This is a genomic window from Nocardia amamiensis NBRC 102102 (genome assembly GCF_001612745.1).
GTDB lineage: Bacteria > Actinomycetota > Actinomycetes > Mycobacteriales > Mycobacteriaceae > Nocardia > Nocardia amamiensis.
Window position 1 is genome coordinate 1 of the sequence record NZ_BDBA01000042.1, and the last position, 16,675, is coordinate 16,675.

Annotated in this window: 19 protein-coding genes; 11 read left to right on the top strand and 8 right to left on the bottom strand. The window is 68.7% G+C overall.

The annotated features are described in order from the left end of the window. On the bottom strand, nucleotides 1-105 hold a 105-nt coding region (locus tag NA4_RS43635), incomplete at its 3' end, for a hypothetical protein (RefSeq protein WP_157128943.1). A 92-nt stretch (nucleotides 106-197) separates the two neighbouring features. Here NA4_RS43635 and NA4_RS10945 point away from each other — a divergent pair. From NA4_RS10945 to NA4_RS10970, 6 genes are all read left to right on the top strand, one after another. After that, on the top strand, nucleotides 198-1,898 hold the full coding sequence (locus tag NA4_RS10945; protein WP_067468080.1) for an aldehyde dehydrogenase family protein: 1,701 nt from the start codon (nucleotides 198-200) through the stop codon (nucleotides 1,896-1,898). A 75-nt stretch (nucleotides 1,899-1,973) separates the two neighbouring features. Continuing rightward, the gene (locus tag NA4_RS10950; protein WP_084496975.1) at nucleotides 1,974-3,113 is read left to right on the top strand and encodes a septum formation family protein; all 1,140 of its coding nucleotides are present in this window, start codon (nucleotides 1,974-1,976) and stop codon (nucleotides 3,111-3,113) included. Nucleotides 3,114-3,123: 10 nt separating this feature from the next. Next, nucleotides 3,124-3,474 (top strand): metallopeptidase family protein, encoded by a 351-nt coding sequence (locus NA4_RS10955; protein ID WP_067468082.1) that lies wholly within the window; start codon nucleotides 3,124-3,126, stop codon nucleotides 3,472-3,474. 164 nt (nucleotides 3,475-3,638) lie between these two features. Then, on the top strand, nucleotides 3,639-3,950 hold the full coding sequence (locus tag NA4_RS10960; RefSeq protein ID WP_067468085.1) for a PE domain-containing protein: 312 nt from the start codon (nucleotides 3,639-3,641) through the stop codon (nucleotides 3,948-3,950). Nucleotides 3,951-3,999: 49 nt separating this feature from the next. Continuing rightward, entirely contained in the window at nucleotides 4,000-5,166 is a 1,167-nt protein-coding gene (locus NA4_RS10965; RefSeq protein WP_067468088.1) for a PPE family protein, read from the top strand. Beyond that, nucleotides 5,163-5,990, top strand: coding sequence for an ESX secretion-associated protein EspG (locus NA4_RS10970; protein WP_067468091.1), 828 nt, complete (start codon nucleotides 5,163-5,165; stop codon nucleotides 5,988-5,990). The genes NA4_RS10965 and NA4_RS10970 overlap by 4 nt, the downstream gene beginning before the upstream one ends. Before the next feature lie 25 nt (nucleotides 5,991-6,015). On the opposite strand, the gene NA4_RS10975 is transcribed toward NA4_RS10970, so the two are convergent. The 3 genes from NA4_RS10975 to NA4_RS10985 all read right to left on the bottom strand — a co-directional run bounded on the left by NA4_RS10975 (nucleotide 6,016) and on the right by NA4_RS10985 (nucleotide 8,100). Then, nucleotides 6,016-6,681 carry a histidine phosphatase family protein gene (locus NA4_RS10975; RefSeq protein ID WP_067468098.1) on the bottom strand — a complete coding sequence of 222 codons (666 nt, stop codon included), beginning with the start codon at nucleotides 6,679-6,681 and terminating at the stop codon, nucleotides 6,016-6,018. After that, a complete protein-coding gene (gene pheA / locus NA4_RS10980) occupies nucleotides 6,678-7,592 on the bottom strand; it encodes a prephenate dehydratase (RefSeq protein WP_067468106.1) in 915 nt (304 codons plus the stop codon). The genes NA4_RS10975 and pheA overlap by 4 nt, the downstream gene beginning before the upstream one ends. A gap of 94 nt (nucleotides 7,593-7,686) precedes the next feature. Beyond that, on the bottom strand, nucleotides 7,687-8,100 hold the full coding sequence (locus tag NA4_RS10985) for a hypothetical protein (RefSeq protein WP_067468107.1): 414 nt from the start codon (nucleotides 8,098-8,100) through the stop codon (nucleotides 7,687-7,689). Between the two features lie 218 nt (nucleotides 8,101-8,318). Between NA4_RS10985 and NA4_RS10990 the strand changes: the two genes are divergently transcribed. The 5 genes from NA4_RS10990 to NA4_RS11010 all read left to right on the top strand — a co-directional run bounded on the left by NA4_RS10990 (nucleotide 8,319) and on the right by NA4_RS11010 (nucleotide 12,826). Continuing rightward, entirely contained in the window at nucleotides 8,319-9,086 is a 768-nt protein-coding gene (locus tag NA4_RS10990; protein ID WP_067468176.1) for a DUF2470 domain-containing protein, read from the top strand. A gap of 300 nt (nucleotides 9,087-9,386) precedes the next feature. Further along, nucleotides 9,387-10,181, top strand: a complete 795-nt coding sequence (locus tag NA4_RS10995) for a CPBP family intramembrane glutamic endopeptidase (protein WP_067468109.1) — start codon at nucleotides 9,387-9,389, stop codon at nucleotides 10,179-10,181. A gap of 114 nt (nucleotides 10,182-10,295) precedes the next feature. Further along, nucleotides 10,296-11,648: an LCP family protein gene (locus NA4_RS11000; RefSeq protein WP_067468112.1), complete on the top strand. Its 1,353-nt coding sequence runs from the start codon at nucleotides 10,296-10,298 to the stop codon at nucleotides 11,646-11,648. A gap of 10 nt (nucleotides 11,649-11,658) precedes the next feature. Then, nucleotides 11,659-12,210 (top strand): ferritin, encoded by a 552-nt coding sequence (locus NA4_RS11005; protein ID WP_067468115.1) that lies wholly within the window; start codon nucleotides 11,659-11,661, stop codon nucleotides 12,208-12,210. Nucleotides 12,211-12,277: 67 nt separating this feature from the next. Continuing rightward, nucleotides 12,278-12,826 (top strand): ferritin, encoded by a 549-nt coding sequence (locus NA4_RS11010; RefSeq protein WP_067468117.1) that lies wholly within the window; start codon nucleotides 12,278-12,280, stop codon nucleotides 12,824-12,826. 248 nt (nucleotides 12,827-13,074) lie between these two features. Here the strand turns inward: NA4_RS11010 and NA4_RS11015 are convergent, their stop codons facing one another. The 4 genes from NA4_RS11015 to NA4_RS11030 all read right to left on the bottom strand — a co-directional run bounded on the left by NA4_RS11015 (nucleotide 13,075) and on the right by NA4_RS11030 (nucleotide 16,522). Further along, nucleotides 13,075-13,995, bottom strand: coding sequence for a DUF5926 family protein (locus NA4_RS11015; RefSeq protein ID WP_067468120.1), 921 nt, complete (start codon nucleotides 13,993-13,995; stop codon nucleotides 13,075-13,077). A 322-nt stretch (nucleotides 13,996-14,317) separates the two neighbouring features. Then, a complete protein-coding gene (locus NA4_RS11020) occupies nucleotides 14,318-15,085 on the bottom strand; it encodes a glycerophosphodiester phosphodiesterase (protein ID WP_067468124.1) in 768 nt (255 codons plus the stop codon). Beyond that, nucleotides 15,082-16,041, bottom strand: coding sequence for a DUF4328 domain-containing protein (locus tag NA4_RS11025; protein ID WP_067468132.1), 960 nt, complete (start codon nucleotides 16,039-16,041; stop codon nucleotides 15,082-15,084). Before NA4_RS11025 ends, NA4_RS11020 begins: the two co-directional genes overlap by 4 nt. A gap of 109 nt (nucleotides 16,042-16,150) precedes the next feature. Then, nucleotides 16,151-16,522: a rhodanese-like domain-containing protein gene (locus NA4_RS11030; protein WP_373862774.1), complete on the bottom strand. Its 372-nt coding sequence runs from the start codon at nucleotides 16,520-16,522 to the stop codon at nucleotides 16,151-16,153. Nucleotides 16,523-16,675 lie beyond the last annotated feature (153 nt).

The following is a 16,675-nucleotide window of genomic DNA, read 5'->3' on the forward strand; positions in this document are numbered from 1 at the left end:
GTCCGCCTCGAGCAGCGCGTCGACGAGGGCGGGGTCTTCGCCGCGGGCGCGCTGCGAGGCGCGGACCGCGTCGGGGTTGTCCCGCAGGAATCGGAGGTCGATCATGGGCCACCAGCCTAGTAGTCGGCGGATTGCCGTTTCACGCCGATATCCCAGGATGCGGTCCATCGGCGCGGAATCGCGCGCATAGTGGGCTTGTGGGTACTCCATTCGACGAGACCGCCATCGACAACGCGCTGGCCGACCTCACCGCGGGCGAGAAGGCCTGGGCCGCGACCCCGCTGCGCCGCCGCCGCGAACTGCTCGATGAGCTGCACGCACGGATCGGCCGGTTCGCCGAGGACTGGGTGCGGGCTGCGTGCGTCATCAAGGGCCTCGACGAGGATTCGCCGCTGGTCGGCGAGGAATGGATGTCGGGACCGCTCACGCTGCTGCAGGCCACGGCAGCACTGTCGGCGACTCTGGCCGTGCTGGAGACGGGATACAGCCCGCTGACCGGCCTCGCGCTGAAGGAGGCGCCCGGCGGCCGGGTAGCGGTGCCGATCCTTCCGCACGGCGTCTACGACCGGCTGCTGCTCAGCGGTTTCAGCGGCGAGGTCTGGCTGCGTCCCGGCGTCGATGCCGACACCGCGCGCAGGCGGGCCGGACTGGCCCAGCTGGATCCGACCGCGACCGGCGGTATCGGCGCGGTGCTCGGCGCGGGCAATATCACCTCGATCCCGCCGCTGGACGCGCTCTACGAGCTGTACGCGCACAACCGGGTGGTCGCGCTGAAGCTCAATCCCATCACCGACCCGCTGTTCACGGTGTTCGAGATGGTGTTCGAGCCCCTGCTCGAGCTCGGCGTGCTGCGGATTCTCACCGGCGGCGCGGAGCAGGGCGGTTACCTGGTGCACCATCCCGACGTCGCGCATGTGCACATGACCGGCAGCGCGAACACCCACGACGCGATCGTGTGGGGCGGCGGCCCCGAGGGCGCGCAGCGGAGGAAAGGCAACCAGCCGCTGCTGGACAAACCGATCACCAGCGAGCTGGGCGGCGTCTCGCCGACCATCGTGCTGCCCGGCGCCTGGTCCGACGCCGACCTGCGCTACCAGGCCGCGCACGTGGCCACCCAGCGGCTGCACAACGGCGGCTACAACTGCGTGGCGGCGCAGACCGTCGTGCTCAGCGCGGACTGGGACCGCAAGGACGAGTTCCTCGACGAGCTGCGCCTCGCCCTGGAGCGGGCGCCGCAGCGAACGGCGTACTACCCGGGCAGCGATGCGCGCGTCGCCGGCGCGCTGGAGTCGTATCCGGAGGCCGAGCGCCTCGGCGCGGGCCGCGTGCTGATCGACCAGTTGCCGCGCACCGACACCCCGCTGCTGCGCACCGAGTACTTCTCTCCGGTGCTCGGGGTGGTCGAGCTGCCCTACGCGGGCGGTGAGTTCCTGCAGCGTGCGGTGGACTTCGCGAACGCCGAGCTGACCGGAACGCTCGGCGCGAACGTGATCGCCCCACCGACGACCATCCGCAGGCTCGGCACCGCCTTCGACCGCGCGATCGAGCGGCTGCGCTACGGCGCGATAGCGGTGAACGCCTGGACCGGTCTGGCCTTCCTCGCACCGCGCGCCGCCTGGGGCGCCTTCCCCGGCCACACCCTGGACGACGTGCAGAGCGGAATCGGCGTGGTGCACAACGCCTTACTGCTCGACGACGTCGAGCGCACCGTGGTGCGCGGTCCGTTCCGGCCCGCGCCGCGCTCGCTGCTCGGCGGTGAATTCGCCCTCTCGCCGAAGCCACCGTGGTTCGTCGACAACGCCACCGCCGCGACCACCGGGCGCAGGCTGACCGAGTTCTACGCCGACGCGAACCCCGCCAGACTGCCCGGCGTCTTCCTGTCGGCGCTGCGCGGCTGATCCCCTGGACCGGTTGCCGCGCCGATCGGGCCAGGTCGTGGCACCACGGGTCGGACACTGCCATGATGGACCGCGATGTCCTTCGATCCTGTGTCCCGATCCCACCGAGCGCCGAGGCGCGGCGCGTCCTCGCGCGCCGGCGCGGTACGCCGCTCGTTCGGCTCGGCCAAGGCCGCGCTCGCCGGCAGCAACCTGCGCGAGGTGCACCTGTCGGCGCCCACCTTGCGCTGGGGTCTGCTCGCGGTGGCCGTCGGCGCCGTGGTCGCGGCCCTGGTGACGCTGTTCGTGACCGGCTTCGACAACGAGAAGGGCCTCGAGGCGCACAATCCCGGTTCGCCGCTGCAACCGGTCCTGGACCGGGAGTTCGGCACCGCGGCCAAGGGCGACTGCCTGAGCTGGACCAAGCCCGACCGATCCGATCTGGTCAAGGTGAACTGTTCCAGCAAGCACATGTTCGAGGTCGCCGCCGACATCGACATGAGCAGGTATCCGGGCAAGGAGTTCGGCCCCGGCTCGCGGTTCCCGGACTCGCTGCGGCTCACCGAACTCAAGGAAGAGCACTGCGTGCCCGCCGTGCAGAAGTACATGTCCGGTCGCTTCGATCCGCGCGGCAAATACATTGTCGGGCTGATGTACCCCAGCCCGGACGGCTGGCAGCACGGTGACCGCACACTGCGCTGCGGGCTGCAGATCGCGGCCAGCGTCGGCACCCCGCCCTCGGTCGGCAGCGCCAAGGAGCACGACCAGTCCAGGGTGTACGAGTCCGGCATGTGCCTCGGCATCAATCAGAATCTGCCCACCGATCCGGTGGACTGTGCGCAGCCGCACGCGGTGGAGATAGTCTCCACCGTCGACCTCGGCGCCCACTTCAACGGCGGACCGCCGTCGAAGGACGAGCAGGACAAGTTCGTCGAAGAGGAGTGCACCCGCACCTCGACGGACTACCTGGGCGGACCGGACGTGATCCGCAACAAGACGCTGACGCTGTTCTTCGACTACCTCGACGCTCGCAGCTGGATGGCGGGCAGCCGCAAGCTGGACTGCATGATCGGCAAGGGAGCCGACCAGGAAGGTTTCGCACCGATCACCGGTTCGGCCAAGGGCGACATCCTGATCAACGGCCAGGCTCCGGTGCCGCCGCCGAACAACGGACGCTCCACGCCGGCGCCGCTGCCCGGCGCCGCGCCACTGCCGCCGCAGCCGCGGCCGAGGTAGCCGATCGCCGATGCCCGTCTCGATGTCCGATGACCGATTCGAGGAATTGGTCGGCGACGCACTGGATCTGATCCCGCCGGAGCTGACCCGCGCGATCGACAACGTGGTCGTGCTGATCGAGCCGCGCAATCCGGATGACCCACATCTGCTGGGGCTGTATCACGGCATTGCGCTCACCGAGCGCGACAGTCAATACGGCGGAGCGCTTCCCGACACCGTGACGATCTACCGCGAGGCGATCCTCGAGCTCTGCGCCGACGAGGCGGAGGTCGTGGAGGAGGTGGCGATCACCGTGATCCATGAGATCGCACACTATTTCGGGATTGACGAAGACCGCCTGCATCAGCTGGGATGGGGCTAGTCTTTACCGAGTCGTATTGCGTACCCACGGCCGTGGGTGTGTAATCGGCAGGGAGATCGAAAAGTTGGGGATTCGATGGAACCGATCGCGTTGCTGTCGCGTCCTATCACTCGAAGGGGGAATTCTCGTGGTTCCGCCCCACAGCCACTAGAAGGAGTCGAGTCATGGTTGGACATGTACTGATCGCACCCGAAGCCATTCTCGCCGCCGCGGCCGAGCTGGACCTCGTCGCCGACCGGCTGGCCGCCGCCGCGGCGATCACCGCGCCCGCGACGCACGTATTGCCTTCCGGCGCTGAGGAAGTCTCGTTCGTCAGCGCCAGCCACTTCAACCAGGGAGCGATGTCTCACGACCGCGCGATCGCGCAGGCGATTCTGGAGTGCCACCACGCCGCGGCGACGCTGCGCATGCAGTTGGCCCAGCACGTCGCGGGTGACGTGGTGCGTGCCGCGGGCATCAGCGCCTTCCAGGTGTAGGTCCGAGACCGAGACCGTCAGCAACATTTATTCAGGGGAGTAGTCAAACATGGTTGCAGGAGTCACCGGCGTGATCTGGGCGGCGCGGCCGTCAGAGATCAATTCGGCCACCCTACATGCGGGCGCGCACGCGATTCCCATCTCGGCCGCCGCCACTGCCTGGGGCGGGCTCACCGCCGCCTGGGTCGATGCGACGACGACCGTCGCCAGGGTGATGGCCGAACTCGGCATCGGCATGCAGGGCGTCAACGGTATCGCCGCGTTGAGCAAGCTCACCGGCTTCCTCGGCTGGTCCGAACAGCAGGGCGTTCAGGCGGCCGCGATGGGCGCCAAGGCCGCGGCGAACGCCACCGCCTACACCGTCGCTGCGCTGGCGATGCCCAGCCCGCCGGAGATCGCGGCCGTCAACGCCGCCTTGATGGCGTCGGCGAACCCGCCGGGTATGGTGTCCGGAGCCTTCGAGGTCGCGGAGGTCGCGAGGCACGCCATGGACATTCGTGCCGCGCTGGTCATGGAGACCTACGAGGCCGCGACAAGCGCGATGGTCGCGACCCCGGCCGAGTTCCTGAACCCGCCGCCGATCGCCCACGGCGCCGGAACCGCGACCCCCGAGCAGGCGGCGAACACCGCCTCCGAGGTCCCGGCCGATCCCATCCAGGCCGCCGTCGCCGCCACACAGGCGTTCTTGAGCAACCCCGGTGTCGCAAGCGCGGCCACGCAGGCGGCGCAGGCCGTCGGATCGATCGCCACCACCGGCGTTTCGACGGTCGGGAACGTCGCGGGCAGCGCGATCGCCGCGGCGACCACCAGCGCTCCTGCCGTGTCGGGCTTTGCTCCGATGGCCATGGGCGCCGGTGCGGCCGCCGCCAGCGGCGCTGCTACGACGCGCGCGGTGTCGTTCACCGGCATCGGATCCGCGGCGGGCGCGAACGGCTCCCTCAAGCTCCCGGAAGGCTGGGGCGCTAGCGGCGCGATCGGTGCCGCCACACCGACCCAGGAGAACAACGCGGCCAACCGGGTCGACGCGGCGCCGGTCCGGCAGTCGAACATGAGCAATGGCAACCCGCTGCTGGGGAACCAGGCGCGCAGCGACGAGGACGACGAGACCGAGCACAACGGCCAGGACTACCTGCGGTCGACCGAGCACTTCAACGACGGCCGGTTCGCCGCCGAGGGAGTCATCGGCGGCGGTGACACCAGCGGGACGGTTAGGTGACCGTACTCGGTGCGGGCCGCGACCCATCGACGCTCGAGGCGGTCGTCCTGTCGCTCGACGAAATGCAGCTTCTCATCGAGAAGCTGCAGATCGAGGTCCCCGTCGTGTTGAACGCGCGGGGACGCTACGACAACATGACCGACCACCGGACGGCGATGGACGCGGCCGCCGAGTCTCTCATCCAGCGCGGGCTTCTCATCGATGACGTCGTGCACAGCGATCTGGAGAATCGGCTGCGCGCGCTGAACCGCCCGCACTGGATCATCGCGCTGCGGTTGGTCGTCGATGGGTGGGTGAGTCGCTTCTGTCTGGCGAAAGGCGTCGACCTTCCGGTTGTCGCGCTTCGCGGGCAGGACTCCTATGTAATCGACGAGGCCGGGATCGATCTGCCCGCCACGGTGCTCGCGGCGCTCGGCTATGCCGAACCGCTCGAGCTTTACGGCATGAACGTTCCGACCGAAGAACTCGCCACGATCCTCGGAGACACCGGCGACGCCGCCGCCACCGCGGCACGCCTGGCGAAAGCCGGCAACCCAACGAGCGACGCGAAAACTTTGGCCGCAGCCTTGGTCGAGATCCACTCGTGTGCCGAGATCGTCGGTGTGGTGTACGGCGACGGCACCAGAGATGTGGCCGATAACCACATCGCCGTATTCAACACGCGCGCAGGACGCTTCATCGCCACCGCGAGCAAGGCCGACGACGGCATCAAGTGGAGTTCACTCAGCAGCGGGACCACGGCTCGATTGCGCACGGCGATACAGGATCTGATCAACTCGCTGCCGGAACGTGAAGATTTCCCACGGAATCCGAAACTGTCCTGAGTGCCGTCAGCAGTTGAGGTAACACCTAGCCCATCGGGTCGTCGGAGGTCGGCGCGACGTCGTATCCGAACGGCGGCGTAAATCGGCCCCAGCGAATGCACTCCCACCCGCCGCCGGGCATCGGGACCAACTCGATGGTTTCGGTGTTGTCCAGGTGGTTGTTCGTCGTGAACGGAGGTTGCACACCGGCGAGTGTGCGACCGACGAGCCGCATGGCGGCACCGTGACTGACCACCATCACATCGCCCGCACCGTCTTCGGGCGTCAAGTAAGTAGCCCGCAGCTGCGCGATCGCGGGAAGAAAGCGGTCCAGCACATCCTGGGCGGATTCTCCTCCCGGCACCCGCAGCCCGAGATCGCCTTCGTGCCAGGCGCGATAGATCCGCTGGAAGGTCCGATGGGCATCTTCGCTGTGCTGCCCTTCCAGGTCACCGGCCTGAACCTCGTGGAGGCCGTCGAGCACCATAGCGGCCACGCCGGTGGCGGCCTCGATGTAGCTCGCGGTCTGCCTTGCGCGCAGCGCCGCCGAGGAGAACAGCACCTTCGGCGGCCGGAGCAGGCCCTCGCCGAACGTCTTCGCCTGTGCCGCACCGCGTTCGGTGAGCGGCAGTCCGGGCACCTTGGTATCGAGCAGCTTGGCTACGTTTCCCTCGGTCTCACCGTGCCGGACCAGAATCAACCTACCGATCATAGGTCCGCCATCCCCTTTCTCAACTGAATCAACCACTCCGCCGCCGATTCGTCCGACGGCGGCGGAGTGCCGGTTGCCGAGGTCGCCGGCCAGGACCCGAGGAAACGGACCTGCGCCGTGCGGTGCAGCGCCTTGAGCGCCTCGGCCACCGCCGTGTCGTCGATGTGCCCGACACAATCGAGGTAGAAACGGTACGTGCCCATGCCGGTTCGGGTGGGGCGGGATTCGATCCTGGTCAGATCGATTCCACGCGTGGCGAACTCGGCGAACGCGCGCATCAGCGAACCCGGCACGTTCGGCAGCTCCAGCACGATGGACGTGCGGTCCGCGCCGGTGGCGGGCGGCGCCACCGTGGGCCGGGTGCACAGCACGAAGCGCGTGATCGCCTGCTCATGGTCGGCGACGCCGGAGGCCAGCGCGATCAGCCCGAGCCGTTCCCCTGCCAGCGCGGTCGAAATGGCGGCATCCGCGTGGCCGGCCACCACGTCTTCGGCCGCGGCGGCATTGGACGCCGAGATGTAGGACCGCGTCTGCGGCAGGTGCCGGGCGACCCACAGCCGTACCTGGGCGGCGGCCACCGGGTACGCGGCCAGGGTCCGCACTTCGGCCAGGGTCGTCCCCGGCTTGCCGAGGATCGTGAAGCTCACCTCCAGCTCGGTCTCGGCGACGATCTGCAGACGCGGGCCGATGGCCAGGGAGTCGAGCGTCGCCGAGATCGACCCCTCGACGGAGCTCTCGATCGGGACCACAGCACCGTCCACGTCGCGGGAGCGGACCAGGTCCAACGCGGCCCCTTGGCTGGGCGCGGCGACCCGCTCCACGGGTCCGTCGAAGACTCCCGAGGATTCGAGTTGAGCGAGGGCCATCTCGGTGAACGTTCCGGACGGCCCGAAGTACGCGATTCGCGGCACGGTTACGAGATTACTGGCGAGCCCGCCGGCTCCCCACGGATTGCGACGGCTGGACCGGCGGAACGCGGGTGTCTCGCGCTCGCCGGACGCGGGCTCAGCCTGGGCTGAGCACCCGCAATGCGTCGATGAGACGGTCGGTGTCGTCGGTTTCGATGGCGCGGAGTACCGATCGGACAGCCTCGATCGCCGGTGGCTTCAGCGAACGCAGGAACGCGATATCGGGCCTGCTCAGGGCGGTGCGGATGTCGTCGCCGCACAGGGCGGCGGCCGTGGCCGCGACAATGGCGACGGCACGCTGACCGGAGGAGGTTCGCGCGACGAAGCCGGTATCGGAGTGTGCCACGCCCGCGAGGAAGGTGGCGATGTCGGCGTCCGGCGCATCCAATTCGAGGACCGGCGCCGCAGTGCTTGCGCCGATGTTGCGGACCAACCCGTCGACCAGACTGCGCCGTGGCGGCGTCGACAGCGTTACCAGCACCGGTTCCCCGGCTTCCGTCCTTTCCGACACGCTCTCACGGTAACAACCCCGACCGCGATTACCCGGCACCGGCACCGGGCGATGGTCGCAGCCGTTGTCAGCGGTGCGCGCTGCGCCACGGAGTTGTAAGCGATTTCCTAACCGCGAACTCCGCTTCGGTCAGTCGGATCGAAACACTTGCGGAAACCAGTTCGAGTCACTTAGCTTAGGGTAACCTAATGAAGCGCGATCGAGCACCGGAGGTTTGCATGCCGCGTCCGACCCCGACTGTCGCCCCGTCCACTGCCGAGCGGGTGCGCAGCGCGTGTGTCCACGCGGAGCAGGCGGTACTCGCCATGCCGGGCATCGATCCGACGGCCGCGTCCGTGCATCACGTGCGACCGTGCGGCGACGCGGTGATCGCGGTGCCGACCGCATCGGTCGCGGCGATCCTGGCGGGCAACTCCGGCGAGAACGGGGCGCCTGCGGTGCTGGAACTCACCGACCACGCGCCGCTGCCGCTGCGCGAGCCGGTACGCGCGCTGGTCTGGCTGCGCGGCTGGGTGCGTGCGGTTCCCGCGCAAGCGCAGCGCGCTCTGGCCACCGAAGTAGCTAAGGAGAACCCGCATCCCGGACTGCTCGACGTCGGCTTCGGCGCGACCCTGCTGCGCCTGGTGATCAGCTCCGCGGTGGTGGCCGACTCGACCGGGGCAGAGTCGGTGAGCAGCGACGAACTGCGGCTGGCGCAGCCGGATCCGTTCTGCGCCATGGAATCGGCGTGGCTACAGCACCTGCATGCCGACCACGCCGACATCATCGCCCAGCTGGCCAGGCACCTGCCGCCGCGCCTGCAACACGGCATCGTGCACCCGCTGGCCATCGACCGCTACGGAGTCACCCTCCGCGTCGAAGGACTCGACGGCGACCACGACTTCCGCCTCCCGTTCAGCGCCCCGGCCGACGACATCGAGGCACTCAGCCGCGCCGTGCGCACCCTGGCCGGCTGCCCGTTCCTCAACGGCTTGCGCCGCATCTGATCCGCCGCTCGGCGACGTCGGCCGCCGCACGGCTACGGTTCGCCCATCACCCCGGCGATCCGGCTTCGCAGCCAGCCGATCAGCAGACTGTTCCAGCAGACACAGACCCGTGCCATTCGTCTTCGCATCGACCTCGTCGTCGGGCAGCGGTCCGAGCAGTTGCGCGTTCAGCCAGCGACGCTTCGCAAGCCTGGCGCTTGAACTCGACTGGCTGGTCCACCTCGCCTACGGGACGAAGTCACGGGGCGACGACAGCGACGCGACGCGCGCCGCACAGGACCGGCGCAATAGATTCGACCCATGCGTGCGGAGTCCGGTGCCGAGTGGGACGAGGTCGAGCCGACCGATCGGGAACGACGTGCGCTCAAACTCGAGATCGCCGTCGTGCTGCTCGTCACCTTCGGCCTCAGCGGGTTGAACGCGGCGCTGGCGCTGGTGGAGAGCTCGCTCGCGCCGGGCGGGGTCCGCGGGCGGACTATCGCGCTGAACCCGTCGCGGTCCACCCAGTCCACGATCGACCTGCTGTTTCAGCTGCTCAGCGTGCTGCGGCTGGTCGGATGGGCGGCGCTGGGACTGTATCTGCTGTGGCGCGGCGGGCTCGGGCCGCGACTGATCGGACTGGCGAACCGGATCCGGTGGCGTTCGGACGTGCTGCCGAGCATGGCGCTCGCCGCGCTCATCGGGGTGCCGGGCCTGGGGCTGTATCTCATCGCGCACGCGCTGGGCATCAGCGTGACGATCGTGCCCGCCTCGCTCGGCGACTACTGGTGGCGGCTGCCCGCGCTGATCCTGTCGGCCTGCGCGAACGCAATGGCCGAGGAAGTGATCGTGGTGGCGTTCCTGCTCACCCGGTTGCGCCAGCTCGGCTGGTCGGCGCACTCCGCGCTGCTGGCCTCGGCGCTGCTGCGCGGCAGCTACCACCTGTACCAGGGGCTGGGCGGCGGGCTCGGAAACATTGTGATGGGCGTCATCTTCGGTCACTACTGGCAGCGCACGAATCGGCTGTGGCCGCTCATCCTCGCGCACGCGACCATCGACGCGGTCGCCTACATCGGCTATACCGTTCTGCGCGGCCATGTTTCGTGGCTGCCGTAACTCAACTGTGCCCTCCGGGCCGCTAACGGCCCGGTCCCGTGGGCGAATTACCAAACAGCACCCCGCTGTACGCATGCGGCACCCGACTACCGCCCGATAAGTAGAGTCTCAGTGATGAACGGCGACGACCCCCAGCGCAACGCGCGAGCGCGCCGGATGCCGCCGCCAGGTAGGCCCGGTGAACCCCCGATGCGGCGACGCATGCCTCCCCCGGGGCCGGGCGCCCCGCCGCCGATCGAACCCACCCAAGTGGTGCGCCGCGACGGCCCACCCCACGCGCCGCCGCTGGCGTATTCGCAGGTCCCGCCGGAACAGCGCATGCCACCGCACAGGCCGCCACAGGCACGCACGCACGCCCCTACCCAGCGTCCGGTCCCGCATCCCTCGCATGCACCGACACAGCGGCCGGTGCCCTTTGACGACGGGCCGCCCCACGCGCCGACGCAGAAACCGCGACCGTATCGCGAAGGCCCGCCGCCGGTACCTCCGCGCGGCGCGCGCCCAGCCCAGGCGCCGCGACCGCGCCGCAAGCGCCACCCCTTCCGCTGGTTTCTGGTGATCCTGCTGGTACTGGTGGTCGCCGCGGTCGGCGCCGTCATCAAGCTGGACAACTCGCTCAACCGCATCCCCGCGCTGGCGAACTACGCCAAGCGGATCGGCAACACACCGGGCACGAACTGGCTGCTGGTCGGCTCCGACGGACGCGGCGGGCTGACGCCCGAGCAGGAGCAGGAACTGGCCACCGGCGGCGAGGTGGGTCCGGAGCGCACCGACACGATCATGCTGGTGCACGTCCCCGAGTCAGGCAAGACCACCCTGGTGAGCCTGCCGCGCGACTCCTACGTCAGCATCCCCGGCCACGGCAAGGACAAACTCAACGCCGCGTTCGCCCTCGGCGGCCCGGCCCTGCTCGCGCAGACCGTGGAGATCGCCACCGGCCTGCGCCTGGACCATTACGCGCAGATCGGCTTCGGCGGCTTCGCCAGCGTGGTCGACACGCTCGGCGGCATCGATGTCTGCGTACCGAAACCGATCGACGACCCGCTCGCGGGCATCGATCTACCCGCGGGCTGCCAGCGCCTGAACGGGCCGCAAGCGCTGGGCTTCGTGCGCAGCCGCGCCACGGCGCTCGCCGATCTGGACCGGATGAACAATCAGCGGATCTTCATGGCGGCCCTGCTGGAGAAGGCGACCAGCAGCGCCACGCTGGCCAACCCGTTCAAGCTCTGGCCGCTGGCATCGGACACCGCGAAGTCGCTGAAGGTCGACAATGGCGACCACATCTGGGACCTGGGCCGACTGGCCTGGGCGCTGAAAGGCGACACGATCGCGACGGCGGTCCCGGTCGGCGGGTTCGACGACACCGACAGCGGCAACGTCGTGCTCTGGGACAAGGACAAGGCCAGCCGGTTCTTCGACGCGCTGGCCAGCGACCAACCCGTCCCGGAGGACCTGCTGACACGGTAGCGTCGGTGTCATGCCGGACACCGATGTGGCTCAGTCCTTTCCCGACTTGCTGCGCGCGCAGATCCGTCATGGGTTCACCGCCGCCCAGCAGTATCTCGCCGCCGCCGTGTACTTCGACTCGAACCGGTTACCGCAACTGGCCGGACACGCCTACGCCCGGTCACGCGAGCAGTACGCGAACTCGCTGCGCATGGTGCAGTACCTGCTCGACCGCGATCTGGAGGTGCTCATTGGCGGGCTGGAGGAGATCCATTCGACCTTCGACGGCCCGCGTGCCGCGATAGCTTTGCTGCTGGATGCCGAGCAGACCCGCAGCACGCAGATCAGCAATTTGGCCCGAGCGGCCCGCACGTCCGGCGACTATCTGGGTGAACGATTCGTCCAATGGTTCCTCGAGGAACAGGTGAAGAACGTCGCAGGGATGAACACGCTGCTGGCCGTACTCGACCGCGCCGATGGCCAACTGTTCGACGTCGAAGAGTTCGTCGCGCGCGAACTGCGGCCGGGGCAACGAGCCGATATCCAGGCGCCGAAAATGGCGGGCGCAGTAAAGAGTAATTAGGCAACACTAGCCTCAATAAGGCTGTACTTGGATGACATACGCTGTGACCAGAGCTAATGTCACTGCTATGTCAAGCCATCCGGAATCCCCACGCAGCAAATTCCACAGCCTGTTGCACGACCAGATCCGGCACGAATTCAATGCCGAGCATCAGTACATCGCGATTGCGGTGTGGTTCGACAATGCCGATCTGCCGCAGCTGGCCAAGCGGTTCTATGCGCAGGCGGTCGAGGAACGCAACCACGCGATGATGATCGTGCAGTACTTCCTGGACCGGGATATCAGTATCGAACTTTCCGGCATCGACGCCGCGAAATCCCGGTTCGACCACGCCCGTGAACCGATCGCTCTGGCGCTCGCCCAAGAGAAGACCGTCACCGAGCAGATCGTCCAGTTGGCGAGCACCGCCCGGGAAGAGGGCGACTACCTCGGCGAACAGTTCATGCAGTGGTTCCTGAAGGAACAGGTCGAGGAGGTCGCCAAGATGACGACCCTGCTCAACATCGCCGACCGCGCCGGGTCGAATCTGTTCGACCTGGAGGAATTCGTCGCCCGGGAAATCAGCGGCCCGAGCGATGCCTCCGGCGCGCCTTCGGCGGCGGGCGGCTCCATCTGACCGCGTTCGCCGGAAAAGGCAAGCGGGCCCAGCTCCACTTGGAGTTGGGCCCGTTTCCGTTTCAGCGAGATACCCGGCATAAAAGTGCCGGACATTGCCGTGGCCGATGTCCACAGTGCATTACGAGTTCCGTGGTCGATCACATTAGTTCGGTAAGTCTATCCTCATCGTCAGCCGAGAATCCCAACCGGACAATGAATAGCCACGAGCTCGTCTTCCACTTCCAAGCGCCAGGAAATCAACACAGCTCAGCGCAGCGTAACCTGACGCGACCGCAGTCCGTCGCGGGAACGCCGTTCGTCGGCGGTCAACGGCGCGTCCACGGCCAGCGCCTCGGACAATCGGGTGCCGAACTCGGCCACCGGCTTCAGCCACTCGTCGGGGTGCCGCTCGCGGTCCAGGTCGAATACGGGAACGAGCACGCCGTGCGTGCGGAATGAACCGGCGAATCGCGAACCCTCGCCCAACTGCAGTCCGCCCTTGGCGTGCACGCGGGCCAGTGCCAGCATCAGATCGTCCTCGTTCTCGGGCCGCACCCAGCGGATGTGCGCCTTCTCGCCCGCGTCCACCCACCACGCGGCACCGATCGCGTCCGCGTCCAACGCGAGCCGCGCGGACGGCATGATCGCCTGCTTGGCCTGCTCGATGGTCGCCGCCACCTGCGGATCGGGCTCGACGCCCGCCGGCACCCACCAGTCGAAGTCCTGGTGCACAGTCACGTCCAGGCTCGCAGCAGGTTCGATGACATCGGCCAGCCGCGGGCCGCCCGCGACGCTCTCCACGGAGCTGAGCGAGTCACCGGGCTCGGCGGACTGCGTCCACAGAATCGCCGCGGCCAGATCGGCGGCCGGGTCCGCGCCCTGGAACTGCACCTGCGCACCGACGTAGCCGTGGGGCTCGTCACCGGCACGCACCAGAGCGGCTACCGCGCCGGGCAGCACTGTGGCGAGCACCACTGGACGTTCGGCGGCGACCGCGGGCGACAGCGTCAACCGCGCCGTGGCCGATGGAACGAACTCGCGCAGCGCGACCAGATCGCACTCCGCGGCCAAGCCCTCGAACGGACGCGTGACGGTCTGCGCCGCCTGCTCCAGCGCCGCCCGTCGCTCGGCGAGACGCTGCGCCCGGTTCCCGCCGGGCTTAGGACTGTTGCGCTTGCTCTTACCCACGAGGGGTCAACCTACAGGGTGCTGTGTTGTTTTCTGCAGCGCCTGCGGCACTGCGTGTTCGCGGCCCCTTTGTGGCTCGCGTCCGAGCGACCGCCCCTGGCGACTTCGTCGCGGACGCGGCGGCCACTCGGACGCGAGCCGGGCCGCGAACGGGCATGCTCGGTCTCGCTTCGCTCGCAAGGTGCAGTGGGGCCGAGGGGTTGCGCTGGGGAATCAATCTCAGAACCTTCAGCAACGCCCTTGCGCCTCCAGTGTTCACCGTGACTTCGCGGACATACTCCTCCGCCGACCAGCGGCACCAACTGAAGGTCGGCGTACCCGTTCAGGCGGCGCTGAGCAGCGACTTGGTGCGTCCCGGGTGGTTGGTGGCGACCCAGCTGACGCCGAGGTCGGCGCACAGCTGGACATCGCCTGGGTCGTCGACGGTCCAGCAGTAGGTGGCGCGGCCCGCGGCGGCCGCCTTGTCGACCAGATCGGGATGGTCGCGCAACGTCTTCACCGAGGGACCGACGGCGGTGGCGCCGACCGTCGTCGCGGCGGATCCGCCCAGGTAGCGCGATGATTCGCCGAGCAGAACGGTGGGCAGCAGCGGTGCGGCACGGCGAATGCGCCAGACCGCGGTGGCCGCGAAGGACATCACCACCGCACGGGAGTGGTCGGCCGAGGCGGGGGTGGCGATGCCGAATCGCTGGAGCTCGGCCAGCAGCTTGTTCTCCACCAGCGCGCCGTAGCGGACGGGGTGCTTGGTCTCGATGAACAGCTTGGTCGGCCTGCTGCGCCAGTCCAGCACCAAGCTGATCAGCTCGCTGAGAGTCAGCACCGAGGCGGGCGCGCCATCGGCGCCGAAATCCAGCGCCCGCAGTTCATCGAGAGTCATCTCGCTGACCAGCCCGCTGCCCGAGGAGGTTCGGTCGACGGTGCGGTCGTGCACGCACACCAGATGCCCGTCCCTGGTCAGCCGGACATCGCATTCGACGCCGTCGGCGCCTTCCTGGAGCGCCAGCTCGTAGGCGGCGAGCGTGTGCTCGGGTCGCGCCGCCGAGGCGCCTCGATGCGCGACGACGAATGGCGCGCGACTGCCCTGGCTCACTTGGCCATAACCTCCTCCTGCTCACGGTCCTGAGCACCGTTGTCCTCGTGCGCGGACGCGTCGGTCGTCGTGGGCGCCGAGGCGGCCGCGCCGCCCGGCTGGACGGGCGCGATCACCGGTACGGCGGGGTCGACCGCGATCAGCCAGCGGCGCGCGGCGCGGCCGCGTCCGAGCAGGTCACGTCCCTCGATCGTCCGCAGCACCCACAGGGTCAGCAGCGCTACCGCGGCGGCAACCGCGTTGGTGAACGCCGTGAACAGCACTCCGTCCGCCTTGGCCTGCAACGAGTCGGCGTTCCGCCACAGCAGCGCGGCCAGCGCGACAGCGCCGCCGAAAATCCAGGCCACCCACCAGATTCGAATCGCGCGCCGCGATCGCGGGTCACCGCGCAGGGCGGCCACCTCGGACAGGAAGATCCCCGGCCACAGCAGGTTGAGCACCGGAACCAGGCAACCGAAGGCGATCAGCCGCGGCGAACGCGGGTCGCGCCGCCCCGCCTCGGCGTAGGCCGCCTGCCTGATCTCGATCAGCCAGCCCACCACGGCCACCGCCGCCAGCAGCGCGAACACGAGCGCCAGCGCTCCGGCGACCACGACGAACGCGTCGGAGGCGAACAACACCGCGGGATGGATCAGGCGCGTGCGGTTGCGCAGCAGAACCGAGTAGCGCGCAAGTTCGGCCAGAGCCGCGAGCATGAAGACACCCACGGTCGTGACGAGCAGCTTGGTCACCGAATCGGTGAGCCTGCCGAGCGGATCACGGGGTGTGGCCCCGGCCTGCGGCGGCGCGTCGATCAGACCCCAGCGCGGTATCTGCGCGTAGCGGGGCGTCGGCGTGGCCGCGGGCACTGCGGCGGGCGAGGGCGCCCTACGCGTCCGGTGATCGGGTTTGCGTGCCACCCAGCGGTAGTTGCGGCGGTCGGCGGGCGCGTCGATCGGCGCGGGCGAGAGGAGCACGCCGCGGCAGCGTGGGCACCAGTGCATCGGCGCCCCTTGCACGGCCCAGCGCGCGCCGCAGCGTGCACAAGGTTGCACCACCGTACTCACCGCGCACCTCGTTTCTTCGTCAGTAGATCTTGGCCTCGTGGTCGCCGTCCGCGACCAGTGGGCGTCCCGCCTGTTGCCATGCCACCATGCCGCCGCGGACCTGGATGGCGTCGTATCCGATATGCGTCAGATATTCGACCACCTGCAGGGAACGGCCGCCTTGCCGACAGACGACATAGAGGTCCGCGTCGTTTTCCAGCTCGTCGATCCGGGCGGGCACGTCGACCATCGGGATGTGGATCGCACCCGGTGCATGTCCGAGCCGCCACTCGTCGTCCTCGCGCACGTCGAGCAGAATCGGGCGCGGCGCGTCGTCCGAGGCGGGCACGCTGCTGTCGAATTCGGCAGGCAGCTCCGCGACCGTGACCGACGGAATGTGGGGGCTCGTCACAGATCCGATACTGCCATGGGGGGCTGGATGCCGTGCAGTTCCGGACCCGGAGACGAGCTCGACAGCAGGCAACGACTTCGGGTATGTTCTCCTCCTCGGAACTCGACCACGGCCCCACTCCATGCTGGTTGTGCATAACTCGGTCGAAGTTAT